The sequence below is a fragment of the Paenibacillus sp. FSL R10-2734 genome (genome assembly GCF_037963865.1).
Classification (GTDB): Bacteria; Bacillota; Bacilli; order Paenibacillales; family Paenibacillaceae; genus Paenibacillus_AQ.
Genome location: NZ_CP150170.1, coordinates 5,582,895 through 5,606,640 on the forward strand (window position 1 = coordinate 5,582,895; position 23,746 = coordinate 5,606,640).

The 23,746-nt window shown below is 42.9% G+C and carries 20 protein-coding genes; 2 read left to right on the forward strand and 18 right to left on the reverse strand.

Annotation, left to right across the window (positions count from 1 at the left end):
* Positions 1-66: 66 nt before the first annotated feature.
* From NSS67_RS24370 to NSS67_RS24420, 11 genes are all read right to left on the reverse strand, one after another.
* Positions 67-630 carry a lytic transglycosylase domain-containing protein gene (locus NSS67_RS24370; protein ID WP_339316244.1) on the reverse strand — a complete coding sequence of 188 codons (564 nt, stop codon included), beginning with the start codon at positions 628-630 and terminating at the stop codon, positions 67-69.
* Entirely contained in the window at positions 627-1,223 is a 597-nt protein-coding gene (gene coaE, locus NSS67_RS24375) for a dephospho-CoA kinase (protein ID WP_339316245.1), read from the reverse strand. The genes NSS67_RS24370 and coaE overlap by 4 nt, the downstream gene beginning before the upstream one ends.
* 9 nt (positions 1,224-1,232) lie before the next feature.
* Positions 1,233-1,976 (reverse strand): MntP/YtaF family protein, encoded by a 744-nt coding sequence (locus NSS67_RS24380; protein WP_339316246.1) that lies wholly within the window; start codon positions 1,974-1,976, stop codon positions 1,233-1,235.
* Between the two features lie 127 nt (positions 1,977-2,103).
* On the reverse strand, positions 2,104-2,940 hold the full coding sequence (mutM, locus tag NSS67_RS24385; RefSeq protein ID WP_339316247.1) for a DNA-formamidopyrimidine glycosylase: 837 nt from the start codon (positions 2,938-2,940) through the stop codon (positions 2,104-2,106).
* 52 nt (positions 2,941-2,992) lie between these two features.
* The gene (gene polA / locus NSS67_RS24390) at positions 2,993-5,662 is read right to left on the reverse strand and encodes a DNA polymerase I (RefSeq protein ID WP_339316248.1); all 2,670 of its coding nucleotides are present in this window, start codon (positions 5,660-5,662) and stop codon (positions 2,993-2,995) included.
* Positions 5,663-6,038: 376 nt separating this feature from the next.
* Complete coding sequence (phoU, locus tag NSS67_RS24395) at positions 6,039-6,698, reverse strand: phosphate signaling complex protein PhoU (protein WP_339316249.1); 660 nt, start codon at positions 6,696-6,698, stop codon at positions 6,039-6,041.
* Positions 6,699-6,771: 73 nt separating this feature from the next.
* A complete protein-coding gene (pstB, locus tag NSS67_RS24400; protein WP_339316250.1) occupies positions 6,772-7,527 on the reverse strand; it encodes a phosphate ABC transporter ATP-binding protein PstB in 756 nt (251 codons plus the stop codon).
* Positions 7,528-7,724: 197 nt separating this feature from the next.
* Entirely contained in the window at positions 7,725-8,453 is a 729-nt protein-coding gene (locus tag NSS67_RS24405) for a response regulator transcription factor (protein ID WP_036678951.1), read from the reverse strand.
* 109 nt (positions 8,454-8,562) lie between these two features.
* The gene (locus NSS67_RS24410; RefSeq protein ID WP_339316251.1) at positions 8,563-10,359 is read right to left on the reverse strand and encodes an ATP-binding protein; all 1,797 of its coding nucleotides are present in this window, start codon (positions 10,357-10,359) and stop codon (positions 8,563-8,565) included.
* A gap of 179 nt (positions 10,360-10,538) precedes the next feature.
* On the reverse strand, positions 10,539-10,925 hold the full coding sequence (locus NSS67_RS24415; RefSeq protein WP_339316252.1) for a VOC family protein: 387 nt from the start codon (positions 10,923-10,925) through the stop codon (positions 10,539-10,541).
* Between the two features lie 193 nt (positions 10,926-11,118).
* Positions 11,119-12,681 carry a fumarate hydratase gene (locus NSS67_RS24420; protein WP_339320693.1) on the reverse strand — a complete coding sequence of 521 codons (1,563 nt, stop codon included), beginning with the start codon at positions 12,679-12,681 and terminating at the stop codon, positions 11,119-11,121.
* 102 nt (positions 12,682-12,783) lie between these two features.
* Here NSS67_RS24420 and yfbR point away from each other — a divergent pair, with 102 nt between their 5' ends.
* Entirely contained in the window at positions 12,784-13,389 is a 606-nt protein-coding gene (gene yfbR, locus NSS67_RS24425; RefSeq protein ID WP_339316253.1) for a 5'-deoxynucleotidase, read from the forward strand.
* Positions 13,390-13,475: 86 nt separating this feature from the next.
* Here the strand turns inward: yfbR and NSS67_RS24430 are convergent, their stop codons facing one another.
* Entirely contained in the window at positions 13,476-14,345 is an 870-nt protein-coding gene (locus NSS67_RS24430) for an SDR family oxidoreductase (RefSeq protein WP_339316254.1), read from the reverse strand.
* A gap of 591 nt (positions 14,346-14,936) precedes the next feature.
* Entirely contained in the window at positions 14,937-17,141 is a 2,205-nt protein-coding gene (locus NSS67_RS24435) for an S-layer homology domain-containing protein (RefSeq protein ID WP_339316255.1), read from the reverse strand.
* A gap of 195 nt (positions 17,142-17,336) precedes the next feature.
* Here NSS67_RS24435 and NSS67_RS24440 point away from each other — a divergent pair, with 195 nt between their 5' ends.
* A complete protein-coding gene (locus NSS67_RS24440) occupies positions 17,337-17,762 on the forward strand; it encodes an NUDIX domain-containing protein (RefSeq protein WP_339316256.1) in 426 nt (141 codons plus the stop codon).
* Positions 17,763-17,824: 62 nt separating this feature from the next.
* On the opposite strand, the gene NSS67_RS24445 is transcribed toward NSS67_RS24440, so the two are convergent.
* The 5 genes from NSS67_RS24445 to NSS67_RS24465 form a co-directional block, all read right to left on the reverse strand.
* Positions 17,825-18,253 (reverse strand): hypothetical protein, encoded by a 429-nt coding sequence (locus NSS67_RS24445; protein WP_339316257.1) that lies wholly within the window; start codon positions 18,251-18,253, stop codon positions 17,825-17,827.
* A 106-nt stretch (positions 18,254-18,359) separates the two neighbouring features.
* Complete coding sequence (gene glf, locus NSS67_RS24450) at positions 18,360-19,469, reverse strand: UDP-galactopyranose mutase (protein WP_339320694.1); 1,110 nt, start codon at positions 19,467-19,469, stop codon at positions 18,360-18,362.
* A gap of 127 nt (positions 19,470-19,596) precedes the next feature.
* Positions 19,597-20,613 carry a glycosyltransferase family A protein gene (locus tag NSS67_RS24455; RefSeq protein WP_339316258.1) on the reverse strand — a complete coding sequence of 339 codons (1,017 nt, stop codon included), beginning with the start codon at positions 20,611-20,613 and terminating at the stop codon, positions 19,597-19,599.
* Between the two features lie 23 nt (positions 20,614-20,636).
* Complete coding sequence (locus NSS67_RS24460) at positions 20,637-21,263, reverse strand: GtrA family protein (protein WP_339316259.1); 627 nt, start codon at positions 21,261-21,263, stop codon at positions 20,637-20,639.
* A 6-nt stretch (positions 21,264-21,269) separates the two neighbouring features.
* Positions 21,270-23,714 (reverse strand): glycoside hydrolase family 3 C-terminal domain-containing protein, encoded by a 2,445-nt coding sequence (locus NSS67_RS24465; protein WP_339316260.1) that lies wholly within the window; start codon positions 23,712-23,714, stop codon positions 21,270-21,272.
* Positions 23,715-23,746 lie beyond the last annotated feature (32 nt).

Sequence of the window (23,746 nt, forward strand, 5' to 3'; positions counted from 1 at the left end):
GCTTACTGAGGAAGTATTAAACGACCAACAGGTCGTTTAATGCTTCTTTTTATACATAACACGGTTTTAGAATTCGCTGTAAATATCCGTGTACTGATCATAGTAATAATTGACACGCTGTACATAATGACGGGTTTCACCAAACGGAATATCCTTAATCGAAGCATCCGTTCCATCCCAGACTCCTTCGTCCAGCCAGCGCTTAACTTTTCCTGGCCCAGCATTATAAGCAGCGATAATTGCTGTACGATTACCTTTGAACTGACGGGATAGTGTTGAAAGATACCAAGTACCTAGTTCAATATTTGCATAGGGTTCATGCTTTAACTCCTCCATAGATACATCTGGAAGCTTGGCCTTTTCAAGAGCCCACTTGGCGGTATCCGGCATAAGCTGCATTAAACCTATAGCACCTTTTTTGGATTCTCGTCCAGTTTTGAAGTTCGTTTCCACTCGGATAATCGAAGCTACTAAAAACGGGTCTATATCGTACGTAATGCTGTGCTTACGGATCTCATCTTTATAATGGATCGGATAAAACCAGGACATCCAGTTCGTACTCAGAAACAATATCGCAGTAAAACCAATGAATAACAGAAGAAGGACTCTTTTTTTACGTAACCATTTCATGATAAGCCCAGCCTGTCCCAAAAAACAGCAACCTGCTGCTCAGTGTGCGCAAGATCGCCACTGTTGTCAATGATATAGTCCGCTTTATTACGCTTCGCTTCAATATCCATCTGTGCATTCAAGCGTGCTTCTGCTTCTTCTATTGAAAGTCCGTTACGTTCCATTAATCGAGCGATTTGTACCTCACGAGGAACATAGACCACCACTATCTCATGGAACAAGTTCTCGAGTCCTGATTCAAAAAGAAGAGGGATATCCACAATGATTAACTTCTTTGGATCTTCTTCCTCCATGCTGTTCATACGTTCTTTAATTTCCCGCCGGATTGCAGGATGCGTCAGATTGTTCAGAGCTTGCAGGGCCGCTGGGTCTCGAAATACAATGTCCCCCAGCTTGCCCCTATTCAGTGTGCCGTCCGGAGAGAGGATCTCACTTCCGAATTGTTTCACAGCCGCAGCCAGCACCTCATGACCGGGGAGCATAACTTCTCTGGCGATCACATCTGCGTCAACCAGCCTCGCTCCCTTGCTCACAAGCAGTGCGGACACCGTGCTTTTTCCGGATGCAATGCCTCCGGTTAAGCCAATAATCATGTACTCACCTCATAATAGCTTCAGTATTCCCATTGTAATTAATAATAACGCGGGTAGTGCAGCAGCATGCTTCATCCAGTAGTTCCCGGCGAATCTTAATCCAGTCTTCATGCCCAGCAATAGAAATGTACCACTAAACATAGCAATTGTAAGTGATGTCCATATCGGATTGAACCCGAGTAGTGCTGCACCTAGTCCGGCTCCAAAAGCATCTAGCGAGAGTGCAATCCCAAGCAGCATTGCTTCCATGGAAGAAATACTCCCAGAATCATCCATATCGGCTGATGACGGCGTACGTAAGATTTGTACAACAATCCCCAACCGCCGTAGTTCAAGAGAAAAGACAGCCGACTTTGACTGCACCTGAGCTATGGCTGCTTCTGCTACAACATCTTCCGTATCAACAGCTACCTCTGCACAAGCCGCTGTGGTTAGCACATTTTCTTCATTATTTTCACATTCACCACTCTGTTCCTTCTCTTTCTGCATTAGCATCTGAACGAGCGACCAGCACCCCATTAACACGAGTATAACAGCGCCAACCTCAGAAGCCGCATGTGGAGATACTACCTTAGCAAGCAACACACCTACCTGCATAGATACACAAATAACTACCCCCGAACAAAGCGAGATAATCAGAACGGAGAGCAATGGTATTTTTAATTTACGCAGTCCATATGTAATACCAACGCCAAAACCATCCAAACTCAATGCAAAAGCTAATAATATCAGTGAAAAAAATGGGCTGAGCACCCGCAATCCCTCCTGTGAAGAACCGGAACACTGAAGAATTCACTTTATTCAGCTTCCGTTCTCTATTGAGCATTCTTCACACAGTATATGGGCGGGACAAGTAGTGGGTGCCAACCTAATTACCTCTTCAGATCTCTGCCTTACGTTGACAGCTTGGACAATAATGCGTGCCGCGGCCACCTACAACAGTTTTCTCAATCATCGTTCCACAGTGATTACACGGCTGATCTTTACGACCATATATCAACAACTGCTGCTGGTAAGTGCCGCTCTCACCTTGACCATTCACATACGATTTTACAGATGAGCCACCAGCGTTCACCGCTTCCGTCAGAGTCGCGACAATAGCGTGATGCAGCTGTTCAAGCTGAGCATCAGAGAGATCTTTTGCGCTCACTTCAGGATGAATTCCTGCACGGTGCAACGACTCATCTACATAAATATTACCTATCCCGACGATATATTCCTGATTCAGCAGCAGCGATTTAATTTTTGTGCTTTTGCCTGATACAATCTGCTTAAACCTCTCCGGAGTAAAAGATGGCTCCAGTGGCTCCTGTCCAAGCTTATTTAGGGGCGGAAGCTGCAGGTCTTCACCGATCTGAAAAAGATGCATCGTACCAAACTGACGAACATCCGTGTAGCGCAGCTCAGTACCATCCGTAAAATGGAATATCACATGCGTATGCTTGTCCAGTGGGTCATCCTTCGAAAAAAGTCCGTAACGGCCCTCCATCCGTAAATGAGACACCAGCACCAAACCGTCTAGTACGATGCGCAAAAACTTTCCTCTTCGTTCTACATTAACAATACTATGACCTGCGAGCAGGTTGGCAAAAGCCTGAATATCATCCGGCCGCTGAATAATCCGAGCCAGCCGAACGGTTACACTCTCTATCTGCTTTCCATTAACTAACTCATTCAGTGTTCTCTTGACTGTCTCTACTTCCGGTAATTCCGGCATGATGTCTTCACCTCAACTACATTATAGCTGATATGCACACCTTAAAGGGAGCCTATTTCGCCTCGTACCAGTTGCTACCAAAACTTACCTCTGCTTTAAGCGGCACAGATAGCTGCAATGCTCCACCCATCACTTCCGGCAAAAGCGTCTTCATGAGCTCCATTTCATCCTCCGGCACCTCGAATACAAGCTCATCGTGCACCTGAAGCAGCATGCGGCTTTTTAACCCACGCTCGAATAGCGCCTTGTCCATATGCACCATTGCCAGCTTAATGATATCAGCAGCAGTTCCTTGTATAGGTGTATTCATTGCTGTACGTTCCGCAAAAGACCGCAGATTAAAGTTTTTCGCATTAATCTCAGGCAGATAACGGCGGCGTTCCAGTAGTGTGGTTACATAACCATGCTTCCGTGCCTCCACTACGATATCGTCCATATATCGACGTACGCCTTGGTATACCTCGAAATACTGCTCAATAAATTGAGCGGCTTCTTTGCGAGGAATATTCAGGTTCTGCGACAGACCGTAATCACTGATGCCGTACACGATGCCGAAGTTAACGGCTTTAGCCGCACGACGCATGTTGCTATCAACCTGATCAGCGGTGACTCCAAACACATCCATCGCCGTCTTTGTATGAATATCCATATCATGAAGAAAAGCTTCCTTCATCCGCTCATCACCGGAAATATGCGCCAGCACTCGCAGTTCGATCTGCGAATAGTCCGCCGCCAGAATGGACCAGCCCGGTTCGGAGGGAACAAACACTTTGCGGATTTTACGTCCTTCCTCTAAGCGGATTGGAATGTTCTGCAGGTTCGGAAATTGGCTGCTAAGACGTCCTGTCGCGGCAATCGTCTGCCGATAGAAGGTGTGCACCTTCCCAGTTTTCGGGGAAATTTCTTTGAGCAGCCCCTCAACATAGGTGGATTGCAGCTTTGCAATCGTGCGATATTGTAGAATCAAACGTACTACATCGTGATACGGTGCAAGCTTCTCCAGCACCTCAGCGTCTGTGGAATATCCGGTCTTCGTCTTCTTGACTACCGGGAGACCTAGTTTTACAAACAAAATTTCACCCAGCTGCTTTGGTGAATTCAAATTAAACTCTGTGCCACAAATTTCATAAATTTCGGTGACCAGCTTGGAAATCTGAGCTTCGAATTCTTTACCGAGCTCTTTGAGATCTCCTTCATTGACTGCAATCCCTTGTTTCTCCATATCCGCAAGAATACGTGATAATGGCATTTCCAGATCCTCGAACAGTCCGGTCATCGCCGTTTCGATCAATTCCTGCTGTTGTTTCTGGGCGATGCCAAGTACCGTGGCACTCTTACGTGCGACGTGATTCCCTAAGATTTCAAGCTCAGGAATCTTATATTTAGCACCTTTTCCGAATACCTCTTCATCAGGAGACAGCCGTGGCAAGCCGTATTTAGCGGTAAGATCGTTTAAGTTCTGATTAGCTTCAGTCGGATCCAGTAAATAAGCAGCCAACTGCACATCATGGGCTGCACCTGCAAAAGCAATTCCATGCCAGTGCAATGCTAAATCAGCACGGTGAAGATCATACCCGCTCTTCGGAGCCTTCTCGTCTCCTAACCATTCGCGTAGCTTCGCAGCAGCTGGTTTCTGCAGTAATTCAAATGGCACATAATAATGCCGCTCCAGAGAAGATAACCCTACCCCGATCACCTCAGCACGATGCGGATTATCCCCGTTTGATTCCACATGTAGCGCCGAAATACTAGGCAGTGCTTCACTCAGCGCCTCTAGTTCTTCTTCGCCAACGATCGTTATATCAAGTAAAGCAGCCTCAACTTCCCCCGCCCCCTCTTCTCCATCAGCAACAGGAGCATAAGCGCTAAGAGACAGCCGTTCTAAAAGTGATTTGAATTCCAGCTTGGCAAGGGCGGGTCCGGCTGTATCCGCTGAAATCCCGTTAAAGACCATATCTTCCCAAGAATGCTCAAGAGGTACTTCACGATAGATTGTCGCCAGTTTCTTACTCATTACAGCATCTTCCGCATGCGTCTCCAGCTTTTCTTTCATTTTACCCTTAAGCTCACCGGTTCCTGCTAATACGCCTTCCACCGATCCAAATTGATGCAGAAGCTTCAGAGCAGTCTTCTCACCCACACCCGGCACTCCCGGGATGTTATCACTCGCATCGCCCATCAGCCCTTTAAGGTCAATGATCTGCTCTGGTGTTAGGTCATATTTCTCACGAATTTGTTCCGGTCCATAAAGCTCGACCTCAGTAACCCCTTTGCGGATCAACGCAACGGTCGTGTGTTCAGAAGCCAATTGAAGCATATCCTTGTCTCCCGAAACGATCATAACCTGACGTCCTGCTTCATCCGCTTGGCGAGAGATGGTTCCAATAATATCATCGGCCTCATAATTACCAATTTCAAACTGCGGTACCCCTAGATTACGGAGTAATTCTTTCAGTAGCGGAAACTGCTCGGAGAGCTCCGGTGGTGTCTTTTGCCGACCACCTTTATAATCCTCATAACCTTCATGCCGAAAGGTGACTTTCCCTGCATCAAAGGCAACAATCATATGTGTTGGCTTGTGTTCTTCAATCAAACGAAGCAGCATCGTTGTAAATCCGTAAACCGCATTCGTCTGTTGCCCTGCTGTATTTGTCAGCGGGGGCATCGCGAAGAAAGCACGGTAAATAATATTATTTCCATCTATAAGTATCAACTTTTCCATAGTGCACCTCGCCTTTTTCATGCTTACTCCTTACATATTAACATATGGCCTGTCCAAGTAGAAACGCTTTACCCACCTAAACAGTGGGATTAGCTGAAATGTTAGTAACATAAAGAGCTAATATGGGATAATACAGCAAGTAGCCGTCCCTATAAAAGGACGGCTACTTCGTTTACCTAAAAAAAATAAAAAAGATGTGAAGGTACGATAGTAATGGAGGAGAAGTTTGGAACTGTAGGAGCGTTAGCGACAGCCTTTGTCTCCGGATTTCAACCGTAAAAAACGGTATAAATCAAGAAATCTGGGGACAACAGCGGCCGAAAGTCCAAACATTCTCCAAAGTTACGACAAGTACCAAATATCTTTTGAATCAAAGCTATTCATTCAAATCTGGTCGTTTACCGGTAACCAAGTAAACTACGCTCTCACCAATGTTAGTAGCATGATCGCCAATCCGTTCGATATAACGGCCGACTAAAGTCAATAACATAGCTTGGGATATTGAATCCGGCTTTGATACCATAAAAGTATATAACTCATTGATCATCGCACCATACAATTGATCGACCTGATCATCATCCTGTGCCATTTTATAAGCCAGATCTGTGTTCTCATCCAGGTAAGACTGGATTGCCTCATCGATCATAATGTTCACGATTTCAGCCATACGAGGAATGTCTATAAGTGGCTTAATCAGCTGCTGGCCTTGCAGACGCATGGTCGCCTTAGCTACATCAAGTGCGAGATCACCCATACGCTCCAAATCGCTTGAAATTTTGAAGGCAACGATAATACGGCGCAAGTCTTTAGCCACGGGCTGCTGGGTAATAATTAAACGTGAGCCAATTTCCATGATTTTATCTTCCATGGCATTCAGATGTAAATCCGCTTCAACGACTTCCTGTGCACGCGTTGTATCTAGATTTTGCAGAGCATTAATTGCACCTTCAAGAGCATTCTTAACATGCTCACCCATCTGCTGCAGCAGGCTGCGCAGCTCTTCCAAGTCTTTATCAAATTCTTTTCTGCGAATCATAATAAGAACGATCCTCCTCATTAACATATGGTCAGCTTGCCATTTCCAGGGACGAACACCCTTTCACTTCTGATCAGCCGAAACGTCCGGAAATATAATCTTCAGTGCGGGAATCTTTAGGGTTCGAGAAAAGCACCTCTGTGTCCGCCGCCTCTACAATTACACCATTTAAGAAAAATACGGTTCGTCCTGATACACGTGCCGCTTGATGCATGTTATGAGTAACCATAACAATGGTATAATCATTTCTTAGTTCTTGAACAAGTTCTTCTATCTTGAGCGTGGATACAGGGTCGAGTGCAGAGGTTGCCTCATCCATAAGCAGAATATCTGGCTGTACTGCTAACGCTCTAGCAATACATAGCCTTTGCTGCTGTCCACCGGACAAGCTAAGAGCAGATTTCTTCAGAAAATCTTTCACTTCCTCCCATAGGGCGGAGTGACGCAAGCTTTTTTCTACGAGCTCATCCAGCTCGCTTTTGGAACGAATGCCATGTAGACGGGGACCGTAAGCTACATTGTCGTAAATCGACTTTGGAAAAGGATTCGGCTGTTGAAACACCATACCGACCTGCTTGCGCAGGCTTTCCACCTCTACCTCATCACTATAAATATTTTTGCCACCGATGTTTACAGTTCCTTCTATACGTGTGCCAGGAATCATATCATTCATACGATTCAATGTGCGAAGCAACGTAGATTTCCCGCAACCGGAAGGTCCAATAAAAGCGGTAACCTGTTTCTCCGGGATTTGCAGATTTACGTTCTTCAGTGCGTGAAACGACTCATAGTAGAGATCTAGATTCTCTATGTCAATGATGGATTTCATTAGTGTTTACGTCTCCTTCTCATCATCTTCGATCTCCATGATAAGCTTTTAGTGTAAATACAGTTGGAGAGAAATGTTAACGCAATGTAAAATCAGTGAGATGAATGGATCCACATCACAGTATTTCCCCAGAAACCAACTAGTACTCCAAGCCATACTTATTTATGAATTGAATAGAAAAAATAGAACTCCTGTCCCTAAATGACCGGAGCTCTCTTTTTATTAACAACCAGTTTATAGCCTACGCCTCGAATCGAATCAATATGGACCGATTCCGGATCCAGCTCTAGCTTTTTACGGAGTGAACTGACATGGACATCCACCGTACGCTGTCCACCAATATAATCAAAGCCCCATACAGCATTCATTAGATCATCTCTTGTCAACACAACGCCTGGCTTACGAGCCAAATATAATAGCACTTCGAACTCTTTAGGCCGTAAGTTAATACTATGCCCACCCAGGGAGACCTCATATCTCTCAGGATAGATTTCTAGTTGTCCCAAAATGATCGTTGAAGCAGATATAGGTGTCTCTTGTGGTGCTTCCTCAGCAAGACCAGAAATTCGACGTAATACAGCGCTCACTCTTGCAAGCAGCTCGGATACCCCAAAAGGTTTGGTTATATAATCATCAGCACCTGATTTCAGTCCTCTAACTACATCTTCTTCCGCATTTTTGGCGGTCAACACAATAATAGGTGTGCGGATACCTTGTCCACGCAATTTATCAAGGATGTCAATGCCATTCATACCTGGCAACATCAGATCTAATACGATCAGGTCAAAAGGTTCCCTCGTCGCACGATCATATCCTGCCGTTCCATGATCCTCTACTGTCACCTCGTAACCTTCCTGCGTTAAATTATAGGACAGCAGCCGGGCCAGTGTCGGTTCGTCTTCAATGACAAGCAATCGTTGAGCCATAGGTTCCCCCGTCTTCCATATAGTTTGATTTTTACAAAACAACAACAAAACAATCATATCACCAGATTGTTAACTTGGTGTAAAATCGAAAAGGTGAATTCACAGAAATCTAATCCGCCTTTTCTTCCTGCAAGAGCGGCAGTTCAATAGTAAATGAGCTTCCAATCCCCAGATCACTTTCAACCGAAATCACTCCATGATGTAGATCCACCAAGTGCTTTACAATAGACAGTCCCAGCCCAGTTCCGCCAGAGCTTCTGGATCTTGCCTTATCCACCCGGTAAAAACGTTCGAAAATACGCGGTAGATCCTTTTTGGGAATCCCCATACCTGTATCGGTAACGGTAAATTGAACATTTTCACAGCCATCTGGCTTCAGTAGATTCTTAACATAGACCTTTACGCTACCACCATCATGCGTGTAATTAATCGCATTGGAAAGCAAGTTCATAAAAATTTGACGCAGTTTATCCTCGTCGGCCTCAATGAACAGCTCCTCAGGAACTTCTACATTAAGACTAATATTCTTCTTCTCAGCCACTTTGCTGATTGTTCCAAGCACTGAATCAAAGAATTCAATAATATGAACAGGCGAACAATCGAGCTGCACACGTTTAGATTCGATTTTAGATAATTCCAGAATATCTCCAATCAATCGATTTAAGCGTTCGTTCTCATCATAAATAATTTGCAAAAAGGAACGGGCTGTCTTCTCATCCTTAACCCCACCACCTAGCAACGTCTCGGCAAAGCCTTTAACAGCAGCAACTGGTGTCTTCAATTCATGCGATACATTAGCAACGAATTCACTACGCATCCGCTCCAGGCGACGAATTTCTGTTACCTCCTGCAAAAGGAAGAGCATCCCTCTGTACGTCTCATCCTGGATCATCGGTACCGCGTCCATGCGCACAATTCGCTCTCTCGGATTGTAAATACTTCGTTCTTCATGAAGCGGTTCTTTACTCGATACCCCTTCTTCAAGCAGACGAGTTAGCTCATAATGACGCTTCAGTTCTTTGTACGAATGACCCGCCATTTCACTGTTGCTAACATCCAGCATCCGCTCCGAAGCTCGGTTCAGCAGGGCAATTTCTTCGTCCGCATTGATCATTATTATACCGCCTGTCATGTTGTCCAGTACGCTTTGCAGCAGATCTTCATTATCACGAATCGTCTTGAGCTGAGCTTGAAGACTATCTGCCATAGCATTAATCGCTGTTGCCAGCTGACCAACTTCGTCTTTGCGCTTCAAGTGGACCCTTGCATCATAATCAAGATCCGTAATACGCCGGGCGACTCTCGTAATTTGTTCAAGCGGTGAAGTCATGCTGGATGCAACTTTGTAGCTGACAATAGTTGCCGACAAGAACAAAACAACCAGACCTCCAGCCATAATCATCCAAGCACGGTTAAGTCCTTCCGTTACCGCATCCAGTCCCATAGAGACCCGAATGTAGCCGTCAAATCCTTGATCCGAGGTTACCTTCCCAGCGACATACAGCATCTCGTGATCCAAAGTTTCGCTGTAACGAATGGCTCGTCCAATTCCTTCTTTAGCAGCGACAATTTCCTCTTCACGATTAGCGTGATTGTCCATCTCCATAGGGTTTTTCTCTGAGTCCCCTAGAACTTCACCTGATTTACTAATAAAAGTAATCCGGGACTCCAAGAGCTTAGCGATATGCTCTGCCTGCTCCGTGTAATACGGAATCGCATTGGGAGCGTCCATATCTACAAATTGCAACGTGCCTGCGAGCAGATTTATTTCCCGGGACATGTTCTCTTCGAGCGCAGCTATGTGGGAGCTCTTAAACAGATGAGCCATCGTAAATCCAGTGCCAATCATGGAAATACCGATTAAGGCCATAAGTATCATCGTAAGACGAGCGCGAAACGGTTTCATCTAAAGTGTGCCTCTCCCTTTTTCATTGTATCTTTTATCCTAACTTCATTTTCTCCAAAAAACCAGTGCTAGTATCTCGAGAAATAAGTCCTTACTATAATAGATTATATAAAAATAACAGCCCAGGTTGATCATCTCTGGACTGTTACTTTGTATTACTTTTGTAAAATCTCACGATTTCATGCTATGCAGGTTGCAAGAAACCACTGATTACCCTGAATATCTCTAATGCCCGCTCCTCTTTCTCCATAAGACTTATCCAGTGGTTCTTCAATGACAGATGCCCCGGCGTCCAAACACTTACGGAAGGTCTCATCCACATTTCTTACATATAGATGAATAGCGAGCTGTACTGGCGAATATTTCTCATTGGCTTCGGAAACCTCGATAATCGAATCCCCTATTCTGACCTCGGCATGTCTAATCTTTCCTTCATCATTCCGCAGCATATCATTAATTCTTGCATCAAAGCAGTTCACAACAAAGTCAATCAATTGATCTGCACCCTCGACGATGAAATACGGGGTAACGTTAAGAAGACCATTTCTAATATAATGTGGTACCATTCGTGGACCTCCTTTAGACAAGCATAAACGCCTTTGGTGTCCATATAATAGGACTGGTAAGTGTTATGCGAGAAATATAAGGATAATTTATATCATGGAACATGTAAATTTTTATATTCAGATCAAACCGGAGAAAAAGCCATATCAGAGGAACTCCCCTCTTAATGACTTATTCACCGGACAGTAACCCAACTTATTTAAACACGGGCTCCTTGAACTGGGTTAGTTTTGCTGCGGAATCCTTCTCCACATCTGCGTGCAGACTGTTTCCATGGGCATCCATAGTTACAATAGCAGCGAAACCATCCACATCCAGATGCCACATCGCCTCAGGAATGCCAAATTCCATGAAATCCACAGCATTGACCTTTTTGATGCATTCCGCATAATACTGCGCGGCTCCGCCGATCGCATTGAGGTATACACCGCCGTGCTCCTGCAGGGCTTTTAATGTTTTTGGACCCATTCCACCTTTTCCGATGACAGCACGTATACCGAACTTTTTAATAATATCGCCTTGATAAGGCTCTTCACGGATACTAGTAGTCGGACCCGCTGCTTTAACATGCCAGCCTTCTTCGTCCTTCATCATTACAGGACCACAGTGATAGATAACCGCACCTTCTAAATCCACCGGAGCATCATGATCCATTAGATACTTATGCAGTGCGTCACGGCCCGTATGCATTTCACCGGATAAAATAACTACATCCCCAACGCGCAAGCTACGAATATCCTCTTCACTAATCGGCGTGCTCAGACGTACTTCACGAGATTCAGTAGCTGCATTGTTATCACCTGTACTTGCGACTTCTGGTTCGGATGCCTGAACCCTTCCATCATCTACCGAGATCCCTGTTCCACTCTCATATAGCCAATTCTCTATATTGCCCGTTGACGGATCAACCAGCACGCCTTGACGGCGGAACGCCCAACAGTTGTAGGCAACAGATACGAAAAAGCTAGCAGGCAGACGATTCATAACACCAATTTTACAACCAAGCAGCGATACTTCTCCACCAAAGCCCATCGTTCCTATGCCCAGTTTATTGGCATTCTCCATGATGTAATCTTCCAGCTTGCTGAGGTCCTCTATTGGATTAACATCCTCCACTTTACGGAACAATTGCTTCTTAGCCAGCTCGTAGCCAGTCGTGCGGTCTCCGCCGATACCAACGCCAATAAAACCAGCGCTACATCCTTGCCCTTGTGCCTGATAAACGGCATGTAAAATGCATTTTCGAATCCCGTCCAGATCACGGCCTGCTTTGCCCAATCCTTCTAATTCTGCTGGAAGGCTGTATTGAATATTCTTATTCTCGCAGCCTCCACCCTTCAGAATAAGTCTAACGTCTATTTTATCTTCTTCCCATTGTTCGAAATGAATGACTGGTGTACCTGCCCCCAAGTTGTCTCCACTGTTCTCACCTGTCAGTGAATCTACGGAATTAGGACGAAGCTTGCCATTCTTGGTCGCCCGTACGATGGCGTTATGAATATCTTTTTTCATCTCAATCTGATTGATTCCCACAGGTGTGTGAATAATAAAGGTTGGCATCCCCGTATCCTGACAGATCGGTGACACTTGCGCTTCAGCCATTCCGATATTTTGTGCAATCGTTGTTAAAGCAAGACCTGACCGGGTAGCTCGGTCCTCTAGCGCGCGCCCCTTGGCAACCGCCCGGCGTACATCACCCGGCAAGTTCGTGGACGTTTCTACAATTAGATTATAAATGCTGTCTTCAAAATGCTGCATATTCATTCAAGCTCCTCTCAGCAGATCCAGGTTATCTAAAATCTGATACAATTAATATAATAATATCATACCTAGCACCGCATGAAAGGGGTTACTTTAAAATTGAACTACCATTTTTCCGCCTATTTATATCGGCTTCAATATATTCAGCGTTGGAGCCTTATGCGCAGCACCGCACCTGAGAACGTTGCTGAGCATTCTTTTCATGTTGCCCTGCTCACTCATATGCTCTGTTCTATTGGTAATGTTCATTACGGACGTTCATTAAACGCCGAACGAGCAGCAACCATGGCTCTGTTTCATGATGCCAGCGAAGTGTTCACAGGTGACATTGCCACGCCAGTGAAATACAATAACCCTCGCCTACTTACCAGCTTCCGCGAAATGGAAAGAGTTGCTGCGGAACGCTTAACCGGCATGATTCCCCCTGAGCTTCAGGTCATTTACACACAGCTCATGCAGCCAGAAGACAGCCCTCCCGATTCAGAGGACGTCCTGCTGCACAGCTACGTTAAGGCAGCCGATCGACTGGATGCTTACTTAAAGTGTGTGTGGGAGGTTGCTGCGGGCAACCGTGAATTCGCAGCGGCGAAGGAGCAAACAGCAGCGAAGCTGCGCGGGCTCGGGCTACAGGAAGTAGATTACTTCCTGACTCATATGGCTCCAAGCTTTGAAATGTCTCTTGATGAGCTCTCAGCGGGAAACTAAATTCCAAGATAAATACAAAAAGCTCTAATCCAGCTAATCCTGAATTAGAGCTCTTTTTGTATAAACAATTAGGTTTGAATGAGTTACTATCCGTTTACAACCTCGCCACCATTTACATGGATAACCTGTCCGGTCACATAACTCGAGTCGTCAGAGGCTAGATACACATAAGCTGGGGCCAGTTCCTCCGGTTGTCCCGGTCGCTTCATGGGCTGTGTGCCGCCGAACTCGCTAACCTGCTTCGCATCAAAAGTAGATGGAATAAGCGGTGTCCAGATTGGACCCGGTGCAACACCATTTACCCGGATGCCTTTCTCCGCCAGATTCGTAGATAAGGAACGCGTAAAGCTCAGAATGGCTCCTTTAGTTGACGAATAGTCCAGCAATTGTGGACTACCACGATAAGCAGTGATCGAAGTTGTATTAATGATAGCAGATCCTGCTTTAAGATGAGGCATGGCCGCTTTGGTCAAATAGAACATCGCAAAAATGTTCGTACGGAATGTTCGCTCTAACTGCTCGGACGTAATATCTTCAATCTTAGCTTGCGGATGCTGCTCCGCCGCATTATTGATGAGGATATCCAGTTTGCCAAGTCCCTCAACTGTCTGTTTTATGAGATCCTTACAGAAAGATTCCTCGCCAATATCTCCGGGAATTAGAATACATTTTCGGCCTTCCTGCTCTACCTGACGTTTCGTTTCCTCTGCATCAGAATGCTCATTCAGATATGATATGACGACATCTGCACCCTCTTTAGCAAAAAGAACAGCAACTGCCCGTCCGATACCGCTGTCTCCTCCGGTAATAAGCGCCGCCTTGTCCTGCAGTTTACCTGCTGCCTTATAATTAGCCGGCTCAAATTTCGGCAATGGCTTCATTTCACTTTCAATTCCCGGCTGATGATGCTGCTCTTGCGGGGGTAAGGTTTTCGTAGTTTTCTGGTTGTTTGACATAATCCCTATCTCCTCTCGGTAAGCAATTGATAGTCAACTGATCATCTTAGGATGGCTCAAGTGTTAATGTTTATACGTTACTTGCCCAATTTCTCAAACCACTTTACGATAAATTCTTACCACAATGCAGATAAAATCAAACAACCTGATGTTTTTTTAATCACAAAAAACTTTCATGAACCCTCGGCTCACATCCCACTATGAAAATGGTATTCCCTCTTATTCATCCGCACCTTTCGCTGGATGAAAGCCTGCATGAGTACAGTTTTTTGAGCAGATATTCTCTTCATAAATCCTAAAACTGCAAATATACAGGTATATTCTCACTTATAGCTCGGAGACTTCATCTGATGTAAGAATAACTACAGATTTGCAGGAATTATCGCTTTAGCCCTCCGCGTATCATTAAAAGATGTACTTTTGCAGGTTTATTCGTCGTCGGTAATCGTTACTGGTTAGTCAACCATCAGCATCTTTGAGCTACACCTTGTTGCTTGTACCCTTGATCGTTCCTTATGTTTACGTAAAAAAAGGACTGTCCGCTAAGCCTGTAATGGCAATTCGGAACAGTCCTTTTTTGTTTACCGAGAATTAGCCTTGCTTCAGTAAAAGCAATTTTTCCTTAAGTTCTACAATTTTAATTATAAGATCTCCCGCAATCAGTTTCTTTTGATCGTCGGTAAGCTTGAAATATCGATCATATACCCAGTTTACAGCTGCCTCATCATTCAATACTAACAAATCTACAGCAGGAAGCTTGCCAATTTTAAAACCCACATTATCTGCTTTCTGTTGGTCAGTCAAGTTAGCTTTGCCCTGATAGTAACCCAACACCTTTAACTCTGAATCGTATAGAATCACCATATATTCTTCTTCAAAATTCGGTTGAGTATAAAATGGCGATTCATCGTAGTCAAAACTTTCATACGAAATCTCAACAGCGCTATAACTTTCAGAAATCTCATTAAGATATGCTACCGTAGATGAAATATGCTCTACATTAAAACCCTTATTAGGGCCTACAATTTCATAGAATGCTGTATTTGGGGTTGTAGTAAAGTACTTCACTTCAGGATGTTGCTGAACAAATACACTATCTAGCGAGATGCTATTATTAATGTAATGCGAAATGCTTGCGCCTGTAATGTTTACACCCTCACTATATTTAGTTACTGTAGACATATCAAGAGTAGTATATTTCGCATTAAGATCTAATTTTATTGACTTATAGCCAATGGGTGCACTATCCTCATCAGTTAAAATAATCGTCATGTAATCCTTTATATGATCTGGATATATTGGAAAGGATACAAACATATCAATAGGAAACCATCCTTGTGCTTTATCCAGATCTGGTGAACCTTCGAGAGCGGTAGTGAAATAATATTCTGCATGTTCAGCTTGAGTACGTAATGCATGCGACACCTTACTTAAATTAACAGTAATAGTAGCAGCGTTCGTATATTTATATACAGCTTCTTGTACTAAAGTTATCTCGTTTACTAATGGAACATTTACCACTGGCGATGGTGTTGGGGTGGTTGTTGGCGTTGGTATCGGTGTAGTTGTTGGTGTTTCCCCGCCACTACTACCGTTACCGCCTCCACCACCACTCGAACCGCCAACAGCCGCTCCTACAGTAGGTGCAACCGTAGGAGTAGGCATAGTGATGGAATCCTTCTGAGACCCCTCTACCAAGTCAGGCTTTTTCTCAAACGAAGATCCTTTGGCCCTGTCGTTCACCGTTACAGATAATAGCTGACCCTGTCCAATTACCTTTGTGAGTGCATCCAGAATAACCTTACTCACTGTAGTACCTTCACCTAGATTAAGAATCGCTCCAGTCTGTACAAATATATTCTTGATTTGGGTTGTTCCTTCAGTTACGAGACGAACAACTCCGCTTTTTCTCTGAACGACTACTTGCTCTATGGTAGAATTCTTGAAGTGTATAGAATTAACACCGCCACCCTTAACAATGACTTTTCCTTTTACAGTTACATTATCTAAAGATACTTCACCTTCACCAATGCCTTCATCCAAAAGCAAGTCCCCGTGTATAACAGCGTTCTGAAGGTTAACCCCATAAGTACTCACTGTTAGACTATTATAACCCGTTAGTTGAGCAGGGTCTTTACTGCCAAAGACTCCAGATTGGGTAATAAGAAATCCACCACCCATTGGTGCATTCAAGGATTCCAATATAGCTACCGCTTCGGCACGAGTTAACGCCTGCGTTGGAGCAAAATTTCCACTAGGGTAACCTTTCATAGTTCCACTATTAATCATTGCTGCTACCTTGCGCTCACTCCATGCCGATATCTGGTCTCGATCTTTGAATTGATCCAATACATCTAGGTTGTTTGGCTCTTCCAAAAACAACAGCTTACTGATAATTGCCGCAACCTCCTGGCGGGTAACGGGAGCATTCGGGCGAACCTTATCTCCGTAACCCTTTATGTAACCTTGCGTAACTGCCTTGGAGAATTCCTCATACACCCAACCGGTTGCAGGCAAATCAGTAAATTTCACCGGTTGACTCTTTGTAATCTCGAAGACACGATTCACAAGGGCAACAAATTCAGCTCTAGTAATACTTTGGTTGGGCTTAACCGATCCATCTTCGAATCCCTTTAACAAACCCTTCTCTAACCAGCTCTCGATCTGCTGTTGCGCCCAGTGACCCTCATAATCTTTAATCGGGCTACTAGCTGCCGCGGATGCAAAACCCAACGAACTGAATAATAAACTAAGACCCAAGCTTACACTTAAAATTCTTCTTAACTTCCCGCCCATCCAAACTCCCCCGTAATCCATCAGTTAATTAAATAATTGTTATTTTAATCCAATCTCTAAACATATTAATATTACTCTATCACTACGTGAATTGAAAACGTTTTTTTCATACAAGTGCCATGCGATTTCAAAAAAATATGTTTTTTTATTCAAAAATGTAAATATAATAAAATGAATTAGAAAGGGGGGCCGCAAATGAACGAGCATAACCAGCACATCGTTGTTTGTGTTAAAGGGATTATCCTTCATCAAGGTAAAATACTGCTCGTAAAACGTGCTGCCAATGATTCCATTGGTGCAGGGACTTGGGAATGTGCTGGGGGAAAAATCGAATTTGGAGAAAAGCTAGATACTGCACTGATGAGGGAAATTGAAGAGGAAACTAGCCTAATTATAACTATTGGGAAATTATTATATGCAACTTCCTTTTTAACAGATCCGAACCGACAAATTATTCTGCTTACATATTTATGCACCGTCCAAGAGAACAAAGTTCACTTATCACTAGAACATTCTGATTATCACTGGTGTACCAAAGATGAACTTTATCGCCTTTTACCACATGGAGTCAGGGCTGATTTTGAGCAAAATGGTGTCTTCGCATTGAAGGAGCTGCTGTGATCTCTAACAAATGCACAAAAAACCCGCTCTCCATTACGGAAGCGGGCTCATATTGATACGGATTAAATAATGTCGTTAAATACCATGAAGAATACCATGATAAGCAATGACACTGACAGTAGCGCACTAAGTGTACGCAATTTTCCTGTTTCTGCCTTAACGTCACGGTTCTCACGAATTCCAGCAGCGGCAAGACGCAGAGGCTTGCTCATAATACCACCAAGTGCAAACATAGCTAGCAGCAGTACAACAATAATAATCATCCACGCTACAGAATATTCACCCTTGGTCATCATGTAACCACCTGTAAGTAGTTGAATTACCAATCCGTACTGTGCAAAGCGGTTAAATCCAGTAACTGCACTTAGCGTACCTTCTTTTGCCGCAGGCGACAATTTTTCAGCACGACCTAGAATGAAAGGCAGTACAAGGTAAAACCCAAGTGCCAGCGTCCCGATCATATGTAAGAAAAACAAAACGTTCCAATCCATATCATATCTCCTCCAATTTAACTGTGATATTAGTTACATTTAATTATACCCATAATAATAGAATAAGAAAAGCTATCATAGGTGTCCATTCTTTGAAGTTGTTAAATCATTGTCCTAAAATCCCTTTAACTCTCTGTAATGCAACTTCTACAACTTTATCCATATCATAATATTTGTATTCTGCTAATCGACCGCCAAAAATAACTTTGTTTTGAGCTTCTGTTAAAGCTTTATACTTTTCATACAGCTCATTGTTTTTATTATCATTGATCGGATAATATGGCTCATCGCCACGTTTCCATTCTTCACTATATTCACGACTAATAACGGTTTTAGGCTGCGTCCCAAAGTCAAAATGCTTGTGCTCAATAATACGGGTATAAGGCGTCTCACTATCGGTATAATTGACTACTGCATTCCCTTGATAATTAGGCGTATCCAATACTTCTGTTTCGAACCTTAAGCTCCTGTACTCCAAAACACCATACTTATAGTCAAAGAAAGCATCGATAGGGCCAGTGTAAACCACCTTTTCTGCCATGCTGTCCCATTTTTCTTTCTCGGCAAAATAGTCTGTACTCAGTACCACTTCTATCCCTTCAATCATACGCTCAACCATAGATGTATACCCACCTATAGGTATCCCTTGATAAGGGTCGTTGAAATAATTATTATCGTAAGTAAATCTTACTGGCAATCTTCGTATTATAAACGCGGGGATTTCTGTGCAAGGGCGACCCCATTGCTTCTCCGTATAGCCACGAATTAGTTTCTCGTAAATATCCAGACCAACTAGGTTAATAGCCTGTCCCTCTAAATTTTGAGGGCTTTCCACATAATTATCCTTACGTTGCTGCTCAATTTTCTCTTTGGCCTCATCTGGTGTTACAGCACCCCACATTTTATTAAATGTGTTCATATTAAACGGTAAATTATAAATTTCACCAAGATAATTCGCTATAGGACTATTAATATATCTGTTAAATTCAGCGAACTGGTTTACATATTTCCATACAGCCTTATTGCTGGTATGAAAAATATGAGCGCCGTATTTATGCACCTGAATATCCTCTACTTTTTCCGTATAAATATTTCCTGCAATATGGTCGCGTTTATCGATAATTAAGCATGTTTTCCCAGCTTTTTTCACTTCATGAGCAAATACTGCACCATATAAGCCCGCACCCACAATTAGAAAGTCATATTTAGTATTCATAAATGTCACTGTCCAATCATCATTATTATGAAAATAAAGAAAAACGAGTGCTTGAGATAAAACTACGGCGAGATAGATCGCAGTCTCTTCCACACTCGTTTTTACGATTTTATAATTCTTGCAATGCCTAGTTAAAGCCAACTAATCTTTGTGTTATTTTGTAGGCGCCTACTGAAATACTGCGTCCAGGACGACCAGGCAAATTCATTAATCCACCCATCATCCCATATCTAAGACGACGATACAACTCAACATCTTTATCTTTAATATACATCCATAACTCTTTCTTCTTGCTTAGATTCTCCGCCGTTCCTGATCGTATTGCCAAAATGGCCGATATAACGGTCACGATTTCAAGCTGATGGAGCATATACTGATGGAGCTTTGGATTTTTAATATTTTTAATTTGCACCTGTTCAAGCATAAGCTTGTTTACTTTAATCTGTTGATCAATTCTTTTGATCATGACACACTCTTGGATGGATTGATCTTCCCTGCCTATAAAATATCTGTAAAAATCCACATTGATATAGTACATGTTCTTAACATGTTCAAGCGGCACATATACAAATAAATTATCTACATAAAAAGTGTGCTTGGGAAGCTTCAGTCCACAATCTCTTAGCAGCTGTGTTCTGTAAATAACAGAGTGCATCAAAATATACTGCCCTTTACGAAACCGTTTAATGTCATCCCAGGAGAAAATGACCCCTTCTGGTAGCACATTTTCATATTTCATAACTTTCTTGTACTTTGCATTCTCTTTTTCATATACAAAATTGCTAAGAATCATATCTACTGATTTCTCTTCTACCATAAAATCGTTCAATGTACTTAATATCTTGAGATAGGCTCTCGTATCTACCCAGTCATCACTGTCTACTACCTTTAAATATAATCCAGAGGCATTTCGGATACCTGCATTTACAGCTTCGCCATGTCCGCCATTTTCCTGATGAATTACCTTAACGATAGTAGGATATTTTTGTGCATATTCATCTGCAATTGCTGCAGTTCGATCAACGGAACCATCATTTACTATCAGTAATTCTACATTCTCCCCTCCAGGTAACAGGGATTCGATGCAATATCTCATATATTCTTGTGAATTATAGCAAGGAATTACTACTGATAATAATTTCATACTAACACTACCTTTACCATTTCCTATTTTTCAGGTTCTTGTTTAAAAATCACTTTAAATATAGGGTAGAATACCCAGAAAGAAATCAAAGCATTGATCATCATTGTAATAAGATCCGCTGCTGTTTCACCGAACGAGCCCATTTCCCATGTGTTCATCAATAGGTTATAGACAGGAGCTTTATAGAAGCCTTGAGCTGCTGCTGCACCTATCGTGATTACAACGTACGCAAGCACATACCAAAAGGCCGCTGACCAAATGTTGCTATTGGATTTGAAGGTTATGTTTCTTTGTAGGAAAAAATTAATGATCTGTGCAAGGCCTATCGTAATTTGGACGGCTAGGAAATAAGCAAGTCCACCTCCACCTCCAGAAGCAAGTGAGCCCGATCCATAATCGAATAGATAATAATCACTTCCATCAAAGTTAGTCCCAAATTGAAGCCATTGGAAGCTTGTATTTACCAATGATGTTTGAGCGAAGATCCCTTTAAATACAGGCATTAAAACAAGCTGTAATATAGTCATTCCAGTACTTAGCAAAAAGAAGACGAAGAACTGAGCAATGTTGGGGTGCTTTTCCTTGTAGTTATTCCAATAACCCATCGCTCCTGCACCTGTTTTTTTAGTTTCGATATTTATATCGTTCATTATATTCTACGACTCCTTTATCGCTTTTGCTAGGGGATTTTTCTCCTTAGCGACTCTCGTCATCTTACGTCTTTCGCGCAATACTTGATTTAAACCTTTAAAGAATTGACCATTTACAATGGTCAAAATTCCATCCAACATCGGCATATTCACAACTCCGCCTGTCATTCTCGCAACACCTCTGAATGGCATATGATAGACAGACATCATAATTATGTTGGCAGTGCTCCTCTTACCGATCTTTCTTAAGAACCAATGTGCAAAAATCATTACGGAATATGCAAATCTCGCAATCCCTCCCTTTGCATATTGGCACTGGGCAATCGTATCGTTGTAACCAAGGGGTTGTGATCGATCCCATTTGGACACAGGCAGTTTGTAACCAATCAAGTGCTCAAATTCTTTTGCACCTACTTGATTGGCTCTACCCGAATAGTAGGTTGAAAGCTGATCCTTATCATATGGGATTGGTGCTCCTGTACCTTGGACAAAAAGAGTATCTGTCAATCTGATATCCGCACTTGAAGCACCAATACTGATTTCATACTCTGCTTCTTCAACTTCCCACTTATTCGTCTTCACATTAAAATAGCGGAATGTCTTATCATCAAAATATAGAGTTACCTTTTTGGTTTCGCCCGCATTTAAAAAGATTTTAGTAAATCCTTTTAATTCCTTTTTAGCTCTGAATATAGCCTCGGATTTGCAGCCTACGTACAGCTGTGCTATCTCCATGCCAGCAACACCACCGGTATTTCTCAACTCAAAGGTTACGCTATCCTTATCTACTTGAATATTGGAGTACTTAAATGTTGTATAGCTGAGTCCGTATCCAAACGGGAAACGAACTTCTTTATTTGCAGAATCATAATAACGGTAGCCAATATAAATACTTTCCCTGTATTCTATGCTAACTTCCTTACCCGGAAAATGATAATAGGAAGGTGTGTCCTCATATTGAATTGGATAGGATTCTGCTAGTTTTCCTGAAGGATTCACTTCACCTGATAAAACACTAAGTATAGCTCTTGCGCCAGCTTGTCCGGCTAAATATCCATGTACTAATCCTTTTACTTTATCAATCCATGGCATTTCTACTGCGGAGCCGCATGAGAGAATAGCCACAATATTGGGATTCACTTTATACAAAGCATTTAGAACGTCTATCTGATTCTCTGGAATCTCCATGTCTTCTCTATCCAGGCCTTCAGCTTCAGTAGCTTCATCTAGACCCATATAGAAAAGAACAACATCTGCCTCTTTGGCAAGAGTACATGCCTTATTTAGTTTTTTAATATTCTTTTTTCCGTAACGTTCAAAGCCTGGCTCATATCCTATGTTAACAATACCCGATTGACCAAAACAATCTAATATATTATCAAGGATTGTTGGATTTACAATAGATGATCCAGCGCCCTGATATCGTGCTTCTTTAGCGAAATCACCGATTACAGCAACCGTTTTACCTTTTTGAAGTGGTAATATCTTTCCTTCGTTTTTCAGCAGTACGATGGACTCTTCCGCAGCCCGCTGTGCGACCTTGTGATGCTTTTTGAAATCAATCTCTTGCGATTTATTCAAAGCTGCTTCTGTTGTAAAATTAAGATCCAGCAGCCTATCTACACACTCATCTAATACTTCTTCTTTAATTATTCCATTTCGAATGGCTTGGATGATTTCCTCATTAGTCTCACCAGCCGTGGTTGGCATTTCCAATTCATTACCCGCGAGTAATCCGGCTACACGATCATTACTACCACCCCAGTCAGTGACAACGACTCCATCGAAACCCCATTCATCACGCAGGATCTCTTTCATCAAATGGATGCTTTCATTCGTGTAGCTTCCGTTTAACTGATTGTAGGAAGACATAACCGTCTTCGTCTTACCTTCCTTCACTGCAATTTCAAATGCAGTCAGATACAACTCCCTAAGCGTTCTTTCATCGACGATGGTATCAATAGACATCCGTCTTTCTTCCTGGTTGTTCACGGCAAAATGCTTCACGCAGGCAGAAATTCCATGCGATTGAATGCCCCGGATATAACTAGCACCCATTTTACCGGCAAGATATGGATCTTCGCTGAAATATTCGAAGTTTCTTCCGCATAAAGGATTCCTCTTCATGTTAATACCAGGTCCCAAAAGAACATCGACTTGTTGTGCAACCGCCTCTTTCCCAAGATAATCTCCAATAGTCTCACCCAGTTCTACATTCCAGCTATTGGCTACGGTCGCAGCGGGTGGAAAACAAGTTGCAGGAATACTGGCATTCAGACCCAGATGGTCTGCTGCCGCCGCCTGCTTTCGTATCCCATGAGGTCCATCAGCAAGAAACATGCTACGAATTCCAAGACGATCAATGTTCTGGGTAGTCCAGAAATCTTTACCTGACATTAATGACGCTTTCTCTTCTAACGTCATTTTCTCTATTAAGTCTTTATATTTCATTTTTAATACCTCTTTTGCATTTCAGCGGTACC